Here is a 15019-nt window from a genome sequence, read left to right as displayed (position 1 = left end):
AATTGTCATGTCGCGCTCAATTCTATTGAATGAGAAGCATTCTCATCAATGGAATGGAGTGAACATGAGCCGTTGTATCCAGTCGAGCGCGACGCCGCCGCGCCGCGCGACCGCATCCGTCGCGTTCGCGATGATGACCTGTGCGGCCGCGCCGGCCTGCGCGGAGGAAGGCGAGCCGCGCCGCGCGCCGCACCTGGACCCGATCGTCGTGCACGGCGCGCGCGACGCCGGGTCGCGCGTCGACCGGTCGGGTTCCGCCAAATATGCGACGCCGCTGCTCGACGTGCCGCAGACGATCACCGTCGTCCCGCGCGCGGTGCTCGACGAACAGCAGGCGCTGAGCTTGCGCGAGGCGCTGTCGAACGTCGCGGGCATCACGTTCAACGCCGGCGAGGGCGGCGGCGGGTCGGGCGATATGTTCAATATCCGTGGTTTCGGCGCGAACGCGAACCTGCAGCTCGACGGGCTGCGCGACAGCGCGCAGAACAATCGCAGCGACCTGTTCAACGTCGAGGCGGTCGAGGTGATCAAGGGGCCGAATTCGGTGTTCGGCGGCGCGGGCACGACGGGCGGCTCGGTGAACCTGGTCAGCAAGACACCGAAGGCCGGCGCGTTCACCGAGGCCGGCACGATGCTCGGCACGTCGGACTACCGCCGCGTGACGCTCGATGCGAACCGGCCGCTGGCCGGCACCGACGGCCGCGCGGCGTTCCGCCTGAATGCGATGGCGCACGTCAACGACGTGCCCGGCCGCGACGACATCCGCAAGCGGCGCTGGGGCATCGCGCCGTCGCTCGCGTTCGGTCTCGGCACGCCGACCCGCGTCACGCTCGGCTATTTCCACCAGTACGACAACAACCTGCCCGACTACGGGCTGCCGGCGCACAACGGCCAGGTGCTGGCCGGCGTGTCGCGCGACCGCTATTTCGGCTGGCGCAATCTCGACCGCGAACGCATCACGTCGGATACGTTCACCGTGAAGGCCGAACACGACGTGTCGTCCGGCCTGAAGGTGCAGAACCTGAGCCGCTATGCGCACCTGAATCGCGACACGGTGATTTCGGCGTCGCACGTGAACCTGCAGGGCCTGCCGCCGGGGCGCTACAAGCCGGCCGGGCCGCAGGGCTATGGCCGCGATGCGTCGACCGCGATGTGGGCGAACCAGACGAACGTCACCAGCGCGTTCTCGACGTTCGGCATCGGGCATACGCTGGTCACGGGCTTCGAGATCTCGCGCGAGACGTACGGCCGCACGACCTATTCGTACGGGCTCAACCGCTTCTACCCGGCCGACGGCTTCGCGCTCGCCGCGCCGCCCGGCGTGTGGCGCGGCCCGGCGCAGCGCCAGGACAGCGCGCGCAACGACACAGCGCTGGTCGTGAAGGCGCTGTACGCGTTCGACACGATCTCGGTGGGCCGCTACTGGGACATCGACGTCGGGCTGCGGCACGACTGGATCGACGGCCGGTCGGAAGGCACCGCGGCCGGCAAGCCCACCGAGCGCGCGGATACGGCCGATCGGCATCTGAGCACGCGCGCGGGGCTCGTGTTCAAGCCGACCGACAACGGTCGCGCGTATTTCGCGTACGGGACGTCGTTCAACCCGTCCGCCGAATTCCTCGTGACCACCGGCTCCGGCGTGAGCGCGGCGACCGGCGCGCTCGCGCCCGAGAAAAACGAGAGCTTCGAACTCGGTGCGAAATGGGAGGGGCTCGCGGGCATCGCGCTGAACGGCGCGCTGTTCCAGACCGAAAAGAAGAACGCGCGCGAACGAATGGCCGACGGCAGCTATGCGCTCGTGGGCCGGCAACGCGTGCGCGGCGTCGAGCTCGGCGCCGCCGGCAAGGTGACGCCGCGCTGGGACGTGTTCGCGAACTACACGTACCTCGCGAGCGTGACGCTCAGCTCGCCGTCGTCGCCGCGGCGCGACGGGCAGGCGCTCGGCAACACGCCGCGGCACGCGTTCAACGTGTGGACGACCTATCGGTTGCCGGCGGGCTGGACGCTCGGCTACGGTTCGCACTTCGTCGGTCGGCGCAACGTGACGTCGCAGGGCGACGGCAAGCTCGGCGCGTACTGGGTGCACAACCTGATGGCGAGCTACGACGTGAGCCGCCGGCTGCGCATCCAGCTGAACGTCGACAATCTGTTCGATCGCGCGTACGTCGAACGCGTGCGGCAGGTGTCGGGCAGCGAATCGCGGTCATCGGCGGTCGAGTTCGGCGACGGCCGTTCGGCGATGCTGTCGGCCGTGTACAAGTTCTGACCGCACCGCGCGACGGCGGCCGCCGCTCGACGCCGTCGGCCGCCGCGCGCGCCCGTCAGCGCGCGAACAGCGGGTAGGTCGCGGCGGCGATCAACGCCGCGGCGAGCCACACCACGCTCCAAGAAGTCGCGGCGAGCAGCGGCGGAATCGCGAGCGGCGTCGCGAACAGGCCGAGGTAGACGACCGTGTTGGCCATCCCGAGCGCGGTGCCCGCGTGGTTCGCACCCGCGAGCGTCGCGAGCTCGGTGTACGCGACGCCGTGCCATGCCGACACGCACACGCCGGCGAACACGAGAATCGCGACGATCGCGGCGAGCGGCACATGCGGGCTGCCGGCCGTCGCGGCCGCGAGCAACGTGAACGACCCGGCCGCGACGAACACGGAACCGCGCAGGTACGCGCGCCGGTTGCCGTGCCGGTCGGTATGGCGGCCGCTCCAGACGCGCATCACCATCGCGCCGAGCTGCAGTGCGACCATCGCCGTGCTGATACCGGCGAGGCCGAGCCGGCCGAAGTCGTGCAAGAACACCGTCGCGAACGTGAGCACCGCGAACTGCGGCGCGCACAGCAGGCCGATGCCGAGCACGATGCGCCACACCGGGCCGCTCGCGAGCGGGTTGCGCGCGTGGCCGGCGGGCTGCGGCTGTGGCACGGCGAGCGGCGTGGCTAGGGACGTGGCGACGTGCGCCGGGGCTGGCGCGGCGGGCGGCTCGTGCAGCCAGCGCCAGGTGAGCGCCGCCGATCCCGCGCACAGCAGCATCAGCGCACCGAACACCGCGGCGAAGCCGGCATGCGACGCGAGCGACGGCAGCAGCGCCGCACCGAGGCCGCCGCCGAGCGGCACGGCCGTCTGGCGGATACTCATCGCGAGCCCGCGTTCGCGCTCGCCGAACCAGCGCATCACCGCGCGCCCGCTCGACCCGTTCACGCTGCCGCCGAGCAGCCCGACGCAGCCCATGGCCGCGACGACCCGCATCAGCGGCGGCACCGCGTGCGCGGTCGGGGCGATCGTGCACATCATCAGCGCGAGCATCGCGGCCGTCGCGACGAGCCCGGTCAGCAGCACGCGGCGGTCGCCGAAGCGGTCGGCGGCGATGCCCCACGGCAGCTCGGACAGCGCGACGCCGAAGCCGAGCGCGCCAAGCACGAGGCCGAGTGCGCCGTTGTCGAGGTGGTAGGCCGAGCGCATCCAGACGGCCGTGGTCGGAATGCCGGCCGCGGCAGCCGAAAAGCTCAGGTTCGCGGCGACGCCGGCGCCCAGCACGCGCCAGCGATGGGCCGGCCCGCGCACGTCGCGGGCAGTCGAAGAGGGGGAAGCGATGCACGAGGTATCCATGACGGAGGCCCGATTCGAAGTTGACGTCCACAGTCTGGCGGCCTACATTCATCCTGAAAATCGGAAAGTTTTTGATGAATCGTTCGATAAATCAGGATGATTGAGATGCCCGAACACGACATTGCGCGCGACGGCGGCGAGCCGCTCGCGGGCGCCGACGCGGCGCTGGCGCGGCCCAACTTCGACGTCGCGGCGTTGCGCAGCCTCGTCGCGGGCGTGGATCTCGGCAGTTTCGCGAAGGCGGCCGACCGCGTCGCGCGCTCGTCGTCGGCGGTGAGTGCGCAGATCCGCAAGCTCGAGGAGCAGGCCGGCACGCCGCTGTTCGTGAAAGCCGGGCGCGGGCTCGCGCTGACCGACGCCGGCGACGCGATGCTGCGCTACGCGCGGCGGATGATCGAGCTGAACGACGAGGCGGCCGCGGCCGTGCGCGGCGTGAAGCTCGACGGCTGGGTACGGGTGGGGCTGCAGGAGGATTTCGGCGAGGCGATCCTGCCGGACGTGCTCGGGCGGTTCGCGCGCGCGCATCCGAAGGTGAAGATCGAGGCGCGCGTGGCGCGCAATGCCGACCTGCTCGACCGGCTCGATGCGAACCAGCTCGATCTGGCGCTCGTGTGGGGCGATCCGGCGTCGGCGGCGCTCGTGTCGCGGGCGGGGATCGACGGCGAAGCGATCGCGCACGTGCCGATGCAATGGATCGGCGCGGTGGCGGGCGGGGGTGTCGGGATGCCGGATGGCGGCGGGGATGCGGGTGGGGAGGGCGGTGTCGGCGAAGCGGGCGGTCGTGCGGTGCGGGGGACGGACGAGCCGTTGCCGCTCGTCGTGTTCGACCGGCCGTGCCGGTTCTTCGGCGCGGCGACCGATGCGCTCGACCGCACCGGCGTGCCGTGGCGCGTCGCGTTCACGACGCCGAGCCTGGCCGGGCTATGGGCGGCCGCGGCGGCCGGCCTCGGGCTGACGGTGCGCTCGCATTACGGGCTGCCCGCGTCGGTGCGCGTGCTGGATGCCGCGTCGTGCGGGCTGCCGGCGCTGCCGAGCTTGCCGCTGATCCTGCTGCGACGCACGTCGGCGGCGACGCCGACGGTCGAGCGGCTCGCGCGGATCGTGACGCAGGCGGTGCGGGGAGCGACGGAGCAGGCGCTTGCCGCGTGATTCCTATGCCGCGGCGGCGTCCGGCTCGATCGCCTCGAGCCCCGCACAGAGCTTCTCCAACCGCGCCCGCAACGCGTCGCTCGCCGGCACGAACGGCAGCCGCAACCCGTCCTCGCACCATCCTTGCGCGGCGAGCACGGCCTTCACCGGCGCCGGGTTCGGTTCCGCGAACAGCGCCGCGACGAGCGGCTGCAGCGCGACCGACAGGCGCCGCGCGTCGGCGAGCCGCCCGTCGCGCAGCCACGCGTGAATCCGCACATGCCATTCGGGCAGCACGTGCGCGCTGCTCGCGATCGCGCCGTGCGCGCCCGCGCACATCGCCGCGAAGTTCTGGTTGTCGTCGCCGGACAGGATCGCGAGCGGCGTGTCGTGTACCAGCCGGCTCATCCGGTCGAGCGTGCCGCCGCATTCCTTGATGCCCGCGACGCGCGGATCGCGGGCGAGCGCCTGCAGCGTGTCCAGTTCGACGTTCACGCCGGTGCGGTACGGGATGTTGTAGACGAGCACCGGCAGGTCGGCCGCGTCGACGATCGCTTCGACATGGCGGCGGATGCCGTCCTGCGTCGGCCGCACGTAGACGGGTGGCGTGACGAGCAGCCCGTCGGGCCGCAACGCCGCGAGTTCGCGCGCGCGGGCGGCCGCGAAATGCGTCGCGCTCGCGGTCAGCCCGACGACGATCGGCAGCCCGGGCGCCGCGTCGCGCAGCGTCGCGAACACCGCGTCCTGTTCGCGCGCGTCGAGCAGCACGCCTTCACCGGTCGTCGCACCCGCGACGAAGCCCGCGATGCCTGCGGCCGCATAGTGGCGCGCGAGTCGCGCGAGCGCGGCATGGTCGACTTCGCCGTGGTGGAACGGCGTGATGATCGGCAGCCAGATACCTTCGAAACGTGTGTTCATGCAAAGCCTCATGGTGGAAACGGAGTGGGAAGGAACCGTTCCGCCGGCGGAGTGCCGGAGCGAGGCGTGCGAGCAAGGAGAAAGAAACGACCTGCGGGCATCCCGTCCGGCATTCGCCTGACGGGACGCGACGTCCCCGTCAGTCGAGGAGTCGTTTTTTCAGTTTCAGCCCGGCCGCGCGCGCACCTGCCGCGACGGCGGCGAGGATCGAGGGCGAGCGCAGGAAAGCGGACATGGATGAACCGTGAGTGGGCTGAGCGGCGATCTTAACACCGGGGCGGCGGCGCGCGCGAGCCCCGGCCGTCGTTTAGCATGTTTCGAGATTTGCTTTCCACGACTGATTGGAAGGCGCGCCGCGGCCGGCCGCTAGAATGCCCGCTTACGTTTCGATGACAGCGCGTACGCGGGCGGTCACGCACATTCACCACCACTGGAAACGGGGCATATCACGATGGCAAGCATCAAGGGGATCGGTCGCTGGCTGCACACGGGCGCGGCGGCGGCGCTGGTCGTGGCGGCGACGGCCGCGCACGCGGACACGTCGATCCTGAACGTGTCGTACGACGTGACGCGCGAGCTGTACAAGGACATCAACGCGAGCTTTGCCGCGGCCTACAAGCAGAAGACCGGCGAGACGGTCACGATCAAGCAGTCGCACGGCGCGTCGAGCGCGCAGGCGCTGTCGGTACTGCAGGGGCTGCAGGCCGACGTCGTGACGATGAACCAGCCGAACGACATCGACCTGCTCGCCGAGCGCGGCCAGCTGCTGCCGAAGGACTGGCGCGCGCGTTTCCCGGACAACAGCTCGCCGTACTCGACGACGATGGTGTTCCTCGTGCGCAAGGGCAACCCGAAGGCGATCAAGGACTGGAGCGATCTCGCGAAGCCGGGCGTGCAGGTGATCATCGCGAACCCGAAGACGTCGGGCAACGGCCGCTATGCGTATCTCGCCGCGTGGGGCTTCCAGAAGCAGAAGGGCGCGACCGACCCGCAGGCGCTCGACTTCGAGAAGGCGATCTTCCGCAACGTGCCGGTGCTCGATTCGGGCGGCCGCGGCGCGACGACGACGTTCACGCAGCGCGGCATCGGCGACGTGCTCGTCACGTTCGAGAACGAAGTCGCGCTGATGGACACGGGCGCATCGGGCGCGCAGTTCGACGCCGTGTATCCGTCGGCGAGCATCCTCGCGGAGCCGCCCGTCGCGGTCGTCGACAAGGTGGTCGACAAGAAAGGCACGCGCAAGGTCGCGCAGGCGTATCTCGACTACCTGTACACGCCGGAAGCGCAGGAGATCATCGCGCAGCACCATCTGCGCCCGCGCGACGCGGCCGTGCTGAAGAAGCATGCGGCCGAGTTCAAGGCGCTGAAGACGTTCAGCGTCGAGCAGGTCTTCGGCAGCTGGGCGAACGCGCAGAAGACCCATTTCGCCGACGGCGGCACGTTCGACCAGGTGATCGTCGACCGGAAGTGATCGCGGCGCGCGCCACGCGCGACCCCGCATGACGATTTAGCCGGCCGCTCGTGCGGCCGGCTTTTTTTGCGGCTGCGCGGCGGCTTCCGGTTCCGAAGCGGCCTGCATTCCCGGCCACCGCCGCGCGTGCTACGCTCATCGCCTTCCTGCAACCGGCGCCGCGCGATGAACGTCGATTCGTCTTCCCCAGCCTCCCGCGGCCGTGGCCGCAAGATCTGGTCGGGCACCCGCCCGGTGATCGCGTACGGGATGCCGCCGCTCGGCTGGCGCGACTTCTATCACCGCGCGCTGACGGTGAGCTGGCCCGTGTTCTTCCTGTCGCTCGCGGTGCTGTTCCTGCTGCTCAACAGCGGCTTCGCGATGCTCTATCTGCTCGGCCATGAGCCGATCGCGAACCAGGCGCCGCCCGGCTTCGGCGGCGCATTCTTCTTCAGCGTCGAGACGCTCGCGACCGTCGGCTACGGCGACATGCATCCGCAGACGGTCTATGCGCATCTCGTCGCGACGTTCGAGATCTTCGTCGGGATGTCGAGCATCGCGTTGGCCACCGGGCTCGTGTTCGCGCGTTTTTCGCGGCCGCAGGCGAAGATCCTGTTCGCGCGCAACGCGATCGTGCGGCCGCTGAACGGCCGGATGACGCTGATGGTGCGCGCCGCGAATGCCCGCCAGAACGTGATTGCCGAGGCGCAGGCGAAACTGCGGCTGATGCGCGTCGAAGGCACGCACGAGGGCTACGCGCTGCGCAAGATTCACGACCTGCCGCTCGTGCGCAACGAGCATCCGATCTTCCTGCTCGGCTGGAACCTGATGCACGTGATCGACGAGTCGAGCGCGCTGTTCGGCGAGACGCCCGAATCGCTCGCCGCGCGCGACGCGCAATTGCTGATCACGATCGAGGGTTCGGACGAGACCACCGCGCAGGTCATGCAGGCGCGTCATGCGTGGGCGCATGGCGAGATCCGCTGGCGCCACCGCTATGTCGACCTGATGCACGACGAGGACGGCATCACGCACATCGATTACACGCATTTTCATGAAGTCGTGCCGATCGACGACGACACCGACGAACGCGGTTCGCCGGGCGTGGTGATCGACGCGGACACGTCGGCGCCGGGGCCCGTCGGGCAGGCGTGATCGAGGGCGGCGGGTGCGGCCACGCTGCGCGTCACGCGTGCAGCAGGCGCGCCGCTTCGCGCTGTTCGATCGCGACCGCGCGGCGGAACGCGTCGCGATCCTCGGCGCGCGCGACGTAGTCGCCGAGCACGCCTTCGTGCGGCAGCAGATGCGCGTCGAACGCGATCTTCAGCGTGCTCGCGAGCAGCAGGTCGGCGGCGGTGAAGCGTTCGCCGACGAGCCAGCGGCTATGGGCGAGCGCTTGCGCGAGGGCGCGCTGCACGCGCGCGATGTTGCCCCAGCCGAACGCGACGGGGTTGCCCGACGCGCCGGTGAATTTCTCGGCCATCGCCGGTTCGAGGCAGGTCGGCGTGAAGAACATCCACTGGAGGAACCGGCCGCGCAGCGGATCGTCGGGCGCGACACCGAGCCCGGCAGCCGAGCAGCGGTCGGCGAGATAGAGCAGCACGGCGCCCGATTCGGCGAACGGCGCGCTGCCGTCGTCGAGCGCGGGCAGCTTGGCCATCGGGTTGACCTGCACGAACGCATCGCTGCCCTGTTCGTGCGAGCGCAGGTCGATCGGCACGAGTTCGTACACCACGCCGATTTCCTCGAGCATCCACAGCGCCCGGAATGCCCGGGTCTTCGGCCAGTAGTAGAGCTTCATCATGCCTCCGCGTTTGGGTGCAGGTGTCGATCCGGTGGATGCTCAAGCGTACCCGAGCGCAGGAGGTTGGGACAGGGGCGCGCGGCGGGGGGCGTCCGGTTCGATTGCATCCGGTGAATCGGGCGAAATACCGCGTAGCGCCTTGCACAATGGGCGTTCAGTGGGTAACTGGTTATATAAAAACTAGTGATGAAAATTCATCGAAATCCCCGGCGTAAATCCGCATGACTACGCGATGCCCGACCCGTTCGGTCGTACCCGCACAGAGGAACGCCATCGCCGTCCGCGATCGCCGACGCATCACCCAACGCCGCACTCACCGGAGCCCCTCTCACGCATGGCAAACGACGACCGCATCACGATCATTCCGCGCAGAACGCCCGAATCGGCGGCCATGGTGGCCGAGGTTCAACGAGCAATGGCGATCACTGCGCGGCTCAACCGCCTGACGTTCGACGATGCGGCGGACGTACGCGCATTGTTCGGTGAACTGATCGGCACGCAGGTTGACGACGGTTTCACGCTGATCCCGCCGTTCTACGCAACGGGCGGCACCGGCATGAAGGTCGGGCGCAACGTGTTCGTCAACCAGAACTGCACGTTCTACGACCTGGGCGGGCTCGAGATCGGCGACGACGTGATGATCGGCCCGAACGTCAGCCTGATCACGTCCGGCCATCCGGTCGAGCCTTCGCGGCGGCGCGATTGCGTGGTCGCGAAGCCGATCGTGATCGGCCGCAACGTATGGATCGGCGCGGGCGCGACGATCATCGGCGGCGTGACGATCGGCGAGAACGCGGTCGTCGCGGCCGCAGCCGTCGTCACCCGGAACGTTCCGCCGAATACGCTGGTCGGCGGCAATCCGGCGAAGATCATTCGAGCGATTGCGGAATAAAGTCGCCCGGGCCCGCGTGCCGGCGTGATGAAGCGTCGACGGAGGGATGTGGACAACCCTCCGCCAGAGCGAGTCGAAACGCTGTGCATTTGAACGGTGAGTGTGCCGCTGAGGCCGTCCGGACAAGCCATTGCGGCATTTCGCGGTTGTCGCGCGCCGGGTCGTCCGTCGATCGGCAGATGAAGATCTGGTCGTGCGCCCGGTTGTGGATATCCGGGCATCGAAACGAGTCGGCGACCTGTGGTTTTCACAGGTGAGGAGACCGGACGGTGCGCGAGACATCAAGCGGGTTGTGGACAACTCGCGGCAAGACGAAGCGAAATGCTGTGAAATTCAACGGTGAGTGTCGCGCCCGATCTGGCGGTGCGCCCGCACTGGCGTGGGTTTCCAGCCGTTGCCGTGGCTCGGGGCGACGCGCATTCTAGCCGAATGGCGTGAATGCGTGACCATCACCTCCGGGCCGCGCGACGTCGATATCCGGCTCCGGCCCCCAATCGAAGGGCTGTGCATTCTAACGGTGAGCGCAGGCGCGCGGTTCGCAACGTGCGGATTTCGATGCGCCGGTCGCCTTCTCCAGCGACTCGGCACGCTGTGTAATTCAATGGTGAGCGTCAGCTCGCGATCGGCGTGCAGCCCGTCAGGATGCGGCCGTTGGACCGCCGATGCCGCGCGAAACGGTGTTTCTGTCAGGTTCGAGCGCAAGAGCGGGAGCAACGACGATGTGCATGCTCGTGTGGATATCCGTCCGCCGAAACGACTCGCGGCACTGTGTATTTCGACGGTGAGCATCGGCGCCCGATCGGGTGATGAGCCGCTTCCGGCATGGATTGCCCGTCGTCGGTACCCTTCGAAGCGTGCCTTTGCCATACATCGGGGAGCGCCCGTCCATGTGGATATCCAGCCCACTCAAACACTCGAAGCGCTGTGGTTTTCAACGGTGAGGGTGCGCGGATGGTCACGAGGCAATGCAGATCCGGACGTGGACAACTGCCACCGCAGCCAGTCGAAGCCCAGGGTATTCGAACGGTGAGTGCGAAAGTCGGACCGACGAAACGCGCGATTTCCCATGTGGATATCCACCGCCGCAACCCACTTGCCGCGCTGTGAATTTCAACGGTGAGCGTCGCTGCCCCGAGTGCCCTGCATGCCGATTCCGGATGTGGACATCCCGCCCCCGACGCCACTCGAAACGCTGTGCAATCGAACGGTGAGCGCGCGAGCCCGGTCGGCCGAAGGGCGCGACATTGTGGACATCCGTCGCCGCCGATCAATCGGAATCCTGTGCATTTCAATGGTGAGAGTGATGGTCCGATGCCGCTGAAACCCTTGTCGCACGGGCGTCGAGCGGCATTCTCCGGCCAAGCTGCGCGCCTGACGGCCCGCGCCGCCTTTTCCGCCAGACTGCCCGACCGCTGCGAAGCACCGACCCATCCCACTCCGGCACCCCGCGCGAAAACTCTCTCAAATCCCGCTAAAAAGCTGCACAGTTTTTCTCACCGCACGCCGGTCCGAGCAAGATGAGAAAAAACATTCTCGGCGGCGCGCGAAAAAATAGAGCCATTCGCTGCCGCACTCATGCGTCACCCGGCGCCCGCCGCGCACGGCCGAGAACAGCACAACAGCACAATCCGGAGACTTCCCCACATGACCGCCCGCCTGCCCGTCGACGGCCCGCCCGCCCTGTCCGACTACCGCCTGACCGACAACCTGACCGCGACGCGCGGCCGGATCTTCCTGACCGGCACGCAGGCGTTGATCCGCCTGCTGCTGATGCAGCGCACGGTCGATACCGAGCAAGGTCTCAACACGGCCGGCTTCGTCAGCGGCTACCGCGGCTCGCCGCTCGGGATGGTCGACCAGCAGCTGTGGAAGGCGAAGAAACTCCTCGACACGAGCGGCGTGCACTTCCTGCCCGCGATCAACGAGGAACTCGGCGGCACGGCCGTGCTCGGCACGCAGCGGGTCGAGGCCGACCCCGAACGCACGGTCGAGGGCGTGTATGCGATGTGGTACGGCAAGGGCCCGGGCGTCGATCGCGCGGGCGACGCGCTGAAGCACGGCAACGCGTACGGCTCGTCGCCGCATGGCGGCGTGCTGGTCGTCGCCGGCGACGATCACGGCTGCGTGTCGTCGTCGATGCCGCACCAGAGCGACTTCGCGATGATGGCGTGGCACATGCCGGTCGTGAACCCGTCGAACATCGCCGACATGCTCGAATTCGGCCTGTACGGCTGGGCACTGTCGCGCTACTCGGGCGCATGGGTCGGCTTCAAGGCGATCTCGGAAACGGTCGAGTCCGGCTCCACCGTCGACCTCGATGCGTTGCAGACGCGCTGGCCGGCGCCGGCAGGCTTCACGCCGCCGGCGGGCGGCCTGCACAACCGCTGGCCCGACCTGCCGAGCCTCACGATCGAGGCGCGCCTCGCGGCGAAGCTCGACGCGGTCCGCCATTTCGCGCGTGCCAACAGCATCGACAAGTGGATCGCGCCGAGCACGCACGCGAACGTCGGCATCGTCACCTGCGGCAAGGCGCACCTCGACCTGATGGAAGCGCTGCGCCGCCTCGACCTGACGGTCGCCGATCTCGACGCGGCCGGCGTGCGAATCTACAAGGTTGGCCTGTCGTATCCGCTCGAAATGACACGGATCGAAACCTTCGTCGACGGTCTGTCGGAAGTGCTCGTCATCGAGGAAAAGGGGCCGGTGATCGAGCAGCAGATCAAGGATTACCTGTACAACCGCACCGAAGGCGCGCGCCCGCGCGTGCTCGGCAAGCACGATGCGGCGGGCGCGTGCCTGCTGTCCGAACTCGGCGAACTGCGTCCGTCGCGCATCCTGCCGGTGTTCGCCGACTGGCTCGCGCGGCACAAGCCGGCGCTCGACCGCCGCGAGCGCGTCGTCGATCTCGTCGCGCCGCAGATCCTGTCGAACGAGGCCGATGCGGTGAAGCGCACGCCGTACTTCTGCTCGGGCTGCCCGCACAACACGTCGACGAAGGTGCCCGAAGGCTCGATCGCGCAGGCCGGCATCGGCTGCCACTTCATGGCGTCGTGGATGGAGCGCGACACCACCGGCCTGATCCAGATGGGCGGCGAAGGCGTCGACTGGGCCGCGCACGCGATGTTCACGAACACGAAGCACGTGTTCCAGAACCTCGGCGATGGCACCTACTTCCACTCGGGCATCCTCGCGATCCGCCAGGCGGTCGCCGCGAAAGCGAACATCACGTACAAGATCCTCTACAACGACGCGGTCGCGATGACGGGCGGCCAGCCGGTCGACGGCAGCATCTCGGTGCCGCAGATCGCGCGGCAGGTCGAGGCGGAAGGCGTGTCGCGCTTCGTCGTCGTGTCCGACGAACCGGAGAAGTACGACGGCCATCACGGGCAGTTCCCGACCGGCACGACGTTCCATCACCGCAGCGAACTCGATGCGGTGCAGCGCGAATTGCGCGAGACGCCGGGCGTCACCGTGCTGATCTACGACCAGACCTGCGCGGCCGAGAAGCGCCGCCGCCGCAAGAAGGGCGAATTCCCCGACCCGGACAAGCGTCTGTTCATCAACGACGCGGTGTGCGAAGGCTGCGGCGACTGCGGCGTGCAGTCGAACTGCCTGTCGGTCGAGCCGCTCGAGACGCCGCTCGGCCGCAAGCGCCGCATCGACCAGTCGTCGTGCAACAAGGACTATTCGTGCGTGAACGGCTTCTGCCCGAGCTTCGTGACGGTCGAAGGCGCGGCGCTGAAGAAGGCCGCTGGCGCGGCGTTCGACGAAGCGGCGCTCGCCGCGCGCGTCGACGCGCTGCCGGTGCCGGCCACGCACCTCGACGCGGCGCCGTTCGACATGCTCGTGACGGGCGTCGGCGGCACGGGCGTCGTGACGGTCGGCGCGCTGATCAGCATGGCCGCGCACCTCGAAGGCAAGAGCGCGTCGGTGCTCGACTTCATGGGCTTCGCGCAGAAGGGCGGCTCGGTGCTGTCGTTCGTGCGGATCGCGTCGAGCGACCGCTGGCTGAACCAGGTGCGCATCGATACGCAGCAGGCCGACGTGCTGCTCGCGTGCGACATGGTCGTCGGTGCGAGCGCCGAGGCGCTGCAGACGGTGCGTCACGCGCGCACGCGGATCGTCGTCAACACGCACCGGATCCCGAACGCGTCATTCGTGCAGAACCCCGACGCGAACCTGCATGCGGATGCGCTGCTCGAGAAGATGCGCCACGCGGCCGGCGACGGCTACCTGTCGAGCTGCGACGCGCAGGCGCTCGCCGCGAAGTTCCTCGGCGATTCGATCGGCGCGAACATCCTGATGCTCGGCTACGCGTGGCAGCTCGGCCTCGTGCCGGTGTCGCTCGCCGCGATGATGCGCGCGATCGAGCTGAACAACGTCGCGGTGCCGATGAACAAGCTCGCGTTCTCGATCGGCCGGATGGCGGCCGGCGACGCGGCGAGCCTCGATGCGTTGTGGAACGCACGTCACGCGGTGGCCGCCCACGTGGCGCCGGAGACGCTCGCCGAGCTGATCGCCGATCGCGAGGCGCGTCTCGACGCGTACGGCGGTGCGCGCTACGTCGAGCGCTATCGGGCACTGGTGAACGTGGCGCGCGCGAAGGGCGACGACGCGCTGACGCGCGCGGTTGCGACGACGTTCTACCGGCTGCTCGCGGTGAAGGACGAATACGAAGTCGCGCGGCTGTACACGGACGACGCGTTCCGCACCGCGCTCGAAGCGCAGTTCGAAGGCGTGCCGGGGCAGACGTACCGCGTGAAGTTCAACCTGGCGCCGCCGACGGTCGCGAAGGCCGGCAGCGACGGCAGCACGCCGAAGAAGCGCGTGTTCGGCCAGTGGATGTGGCCGGTGCTCGGCATGCTCGCGCGCGTGCGCAGCCTGCGCGGCACGTGGCTCGATCCGTTCGGCCGCACGGTCGAGCGGAAGATGGAGCGCGCGCTGGCCGACGACTACGAGACCACGCTCACGCGTGCGCTCGCCGTGCTGACCGCCGGCAATGCGGCGCAGGTCGTGCAACTGGCCGACCTGCACGCGCGCGTACGCGGCTTCGGCCACGTGAAGGTGCGCAACCTGGCCGGCGTGAAGCGCACGGAACGCGAGCTCGCGCTGCAGCTCGGCATCGACGCGGCGACGAGCGCGGCCGTTCAGCACGCGCTCGACGAGATGAAGGGCGCGGGGATGCTGAAGGGGATTCCGGTCGTCGTCGCGAAGTAACGCGAACG

9 protein-coding genes are annotated in these 15019 nt (G+C 68.8%); 6 read left to right on the top strand and 3 right to left on the bottom strand.

Features of this window, described 5'->3' with window-relative positions; genetic code table 11:
- The first annotated feature begins 64 nt into the window (after positions 1-64).
- A complete protein-coding gene (locus tag GJG85_RS15605) occupies positions 65-2266 on the top strand; it encodes a TonB-dependent siderophore receptor (protein ID WP_124630943.1) in 2202 nt (733 codons plus the stop codon).
- Positions 2267-2321: 55 nt separating this feature from the next.
- Here the strand turns inward: GJG85_RS15605 and GJG85_RS15600 are convergent, their stop codons facing one another.
- Positions 2322-3602, bottom strand: coding sequence for an MFS transporter (locus GJG85_RS15600; RefSeq protein WP_124630942.1), 1281 nt, complete (start codon positions 3600-3602; stop codon positions 2322-2324).
- Positions 3603-3707: 105 nt separating this feature from the next.
- Here GJG85_RS15600 and GJG85_RS15595 point away from each other — a divergent pair, with 105 nt between their 5' ends.
- Positions 3708-4751, top strand: coding sequence for a LysR substrate-binding domain-containing protein (locus tag GJG85_RS15595; RefSeq protein ID WP_050014326.1), 1044 nt, complete (start codon positions 3708-3710; stop codon positions 4749-4751).
- Between the two features lie 3 nt (positions 4752-4754).
- Here GJG85_RS15595 and dapA read toward each other — a convergent pair whose 3' ends face one another.
- The gene (gene dapA / locus GJG85_RS15590; protein WP_050014327.1) at positions 4755-5648 is read right to left on the bottom strand and encodes a 4-hydroxy-tetrahydrodipicolinate synthase; all 894 of its coding nucleotides are present in this window, start codon (positions 5646-5648) and stop codon (positions 4755-4757) included.
- Positions 5649-6099: 451 nt separating this feature from the next.
- Between dapA and GJG85_RS15585 the strand changes: the two genes are divergently transcribed.
- Both GJG85_RS15585 and GJG85_RS15580 read left to right on the top strand, forming a co-directional pair.
- Positions 6100-7119 carry a sulfate ABC transporter substrate-binding protein gene (locus GJG85_RS15585; protein WP_050014328.1) on the top strand — a complete coding sequence of 340 codons (1020 nt, stop codon included), beginning with the start codon at positions 6100-6102 and terminating at the stop codon, positions 7117-7119.
- Positions 7120-7284: 165 nt separating this feature from the next.
- Positions 7285-8253 carry an ion channel gene (locus GJG85_RS15580; RefSeq protein ID WP_050014329.1) on the top strand — a complete coding sequence of 323 codons (969 nt, stop codon included), beginning with the start codon at positions 7285-7287 and terminating at the stop codon, positions 8251-8253.
- Positions 8254-8284: 31 nt separating this feature from the next.
- Here the strand turns inward: GJG85_RS15580 and GJG85_RS15575 are convergent, their stop codons facing one another.
- Positions 8285-8899 (bottom strand): glutathione S-transferase, encoded by a 615-nt coding sequence (locus GJG85_RS15575; RefSeq protein WP_050014345.1) that lies wholly within the window; start codon positions 8897-8899, stop codon positions 8285-8287.
- 337 nt (positions 8900-9236) lie between these two features.
- Between GJG85_RS15575 and GJG85_RS15570 the strand changes: the two genes are divergently transcribed.
- Positions 9237-9794 (top strand): DapH/DapD/GlmU-related protein, encoded by a 558-nt coding sequence (locus GJG85_RS15570; RefSeq protein WP_050014330.1) that lies wholly within the window; start codon positions 9237-9239, stop codon positions 9792-9794.
- A 1644-nt stretch (positions 9795-11438) separates the two neighbouring features.
- Complete coding sequence (locus tag GJG85_RS15565) at positions 11439-15011, top strand: indolepyruvate ferredoxin oxidoreductase family protein (protein ID WP_089488870.1); 3573 nt, start codon at positions 11439-11441, stop codon at positions 15009-15011.
- Positions 15012-15019: the final 8 nt, after the last annotated feature.

This window comes from Burkholderia sp. MS389, from assembly GCF_016899425.1.
Taxonomy (GTDB): Bacteria; Pseudomonadota; Gammaproteobacteria; order Burkholderiales; family Burkholderiaceae; genus Burkholderia; species Burkholderia sola.
Note: the sequence above shows the minus strand (reverse complement) of the source record. Positions and strands in the feature narration are given on the sequence as shown.

Bases quoted from the DNA above. Each gene is read 5' to 3' on its own strand.
- GJG85_RS15580 (WP_050014329.1), top strand. From the start codon at position 7,285: ATGAACGTCGATTCGTCTTCCCCAGCCTCCCGCGGCCGTGGCCGCAAG.
- GJG85_RS15575 (WP_050014345.1), bottom strand. From the start codon at position 8,899: ATGAAGCTCTACTACTGGCCGAAGACCCGGGCATTCCGGGCGCTGTGG.
- GJG85_RS15570 (WP_050014330.1), top strand. From the start codon at position 9,237: ATGGCAAACGACGACCGCATCACGATCATTCCGCGCAGAACGCCCGAA.
- GJG85_RS15585 (WP_050014328.1), top strand. From the start codon at position 6,100: ATGGCAAGCATCAAGGGGATCGGTCGCTGGCTGCACACGGGCGCGGCG.
- GJG85_RS15600 (WP_124630942.1), bottom strand. From the start codon at position 3,602: ATGGATACCTCGTGCATCGCTTCCCCCTCTTCGACTGCCCGCGACGTG.
- GJG85_RS15595 (WP_050014326.1), top strand. From the start codon at position 3,708: ATGCCCGAACACGACATTGCGCGCGACGGCGGCGAGCCGCTCGCGGGC.
- GJG85_RS15565 (WP_089488870.1), top strand. From the start codon at position 11,439: ATGACCGCCCGCCTGCCCGTCGACGGCCCGCCCGCCCTGTCCGACTAC.
- dapA (WP_050014327.1), bottom strand. From the start codon at position 5,648: ATGAACACACGTTTCGAAGGTATCTGGCTGCCGATCATCACGCCGTTC.
- GJG85_RS15605 (WP_124630943.1), top strand. From the start codon at position 65: ATGAGCCGTTGTATCCAGTCGAGCGCGACGCCGCCGCGCCGCGCGACC.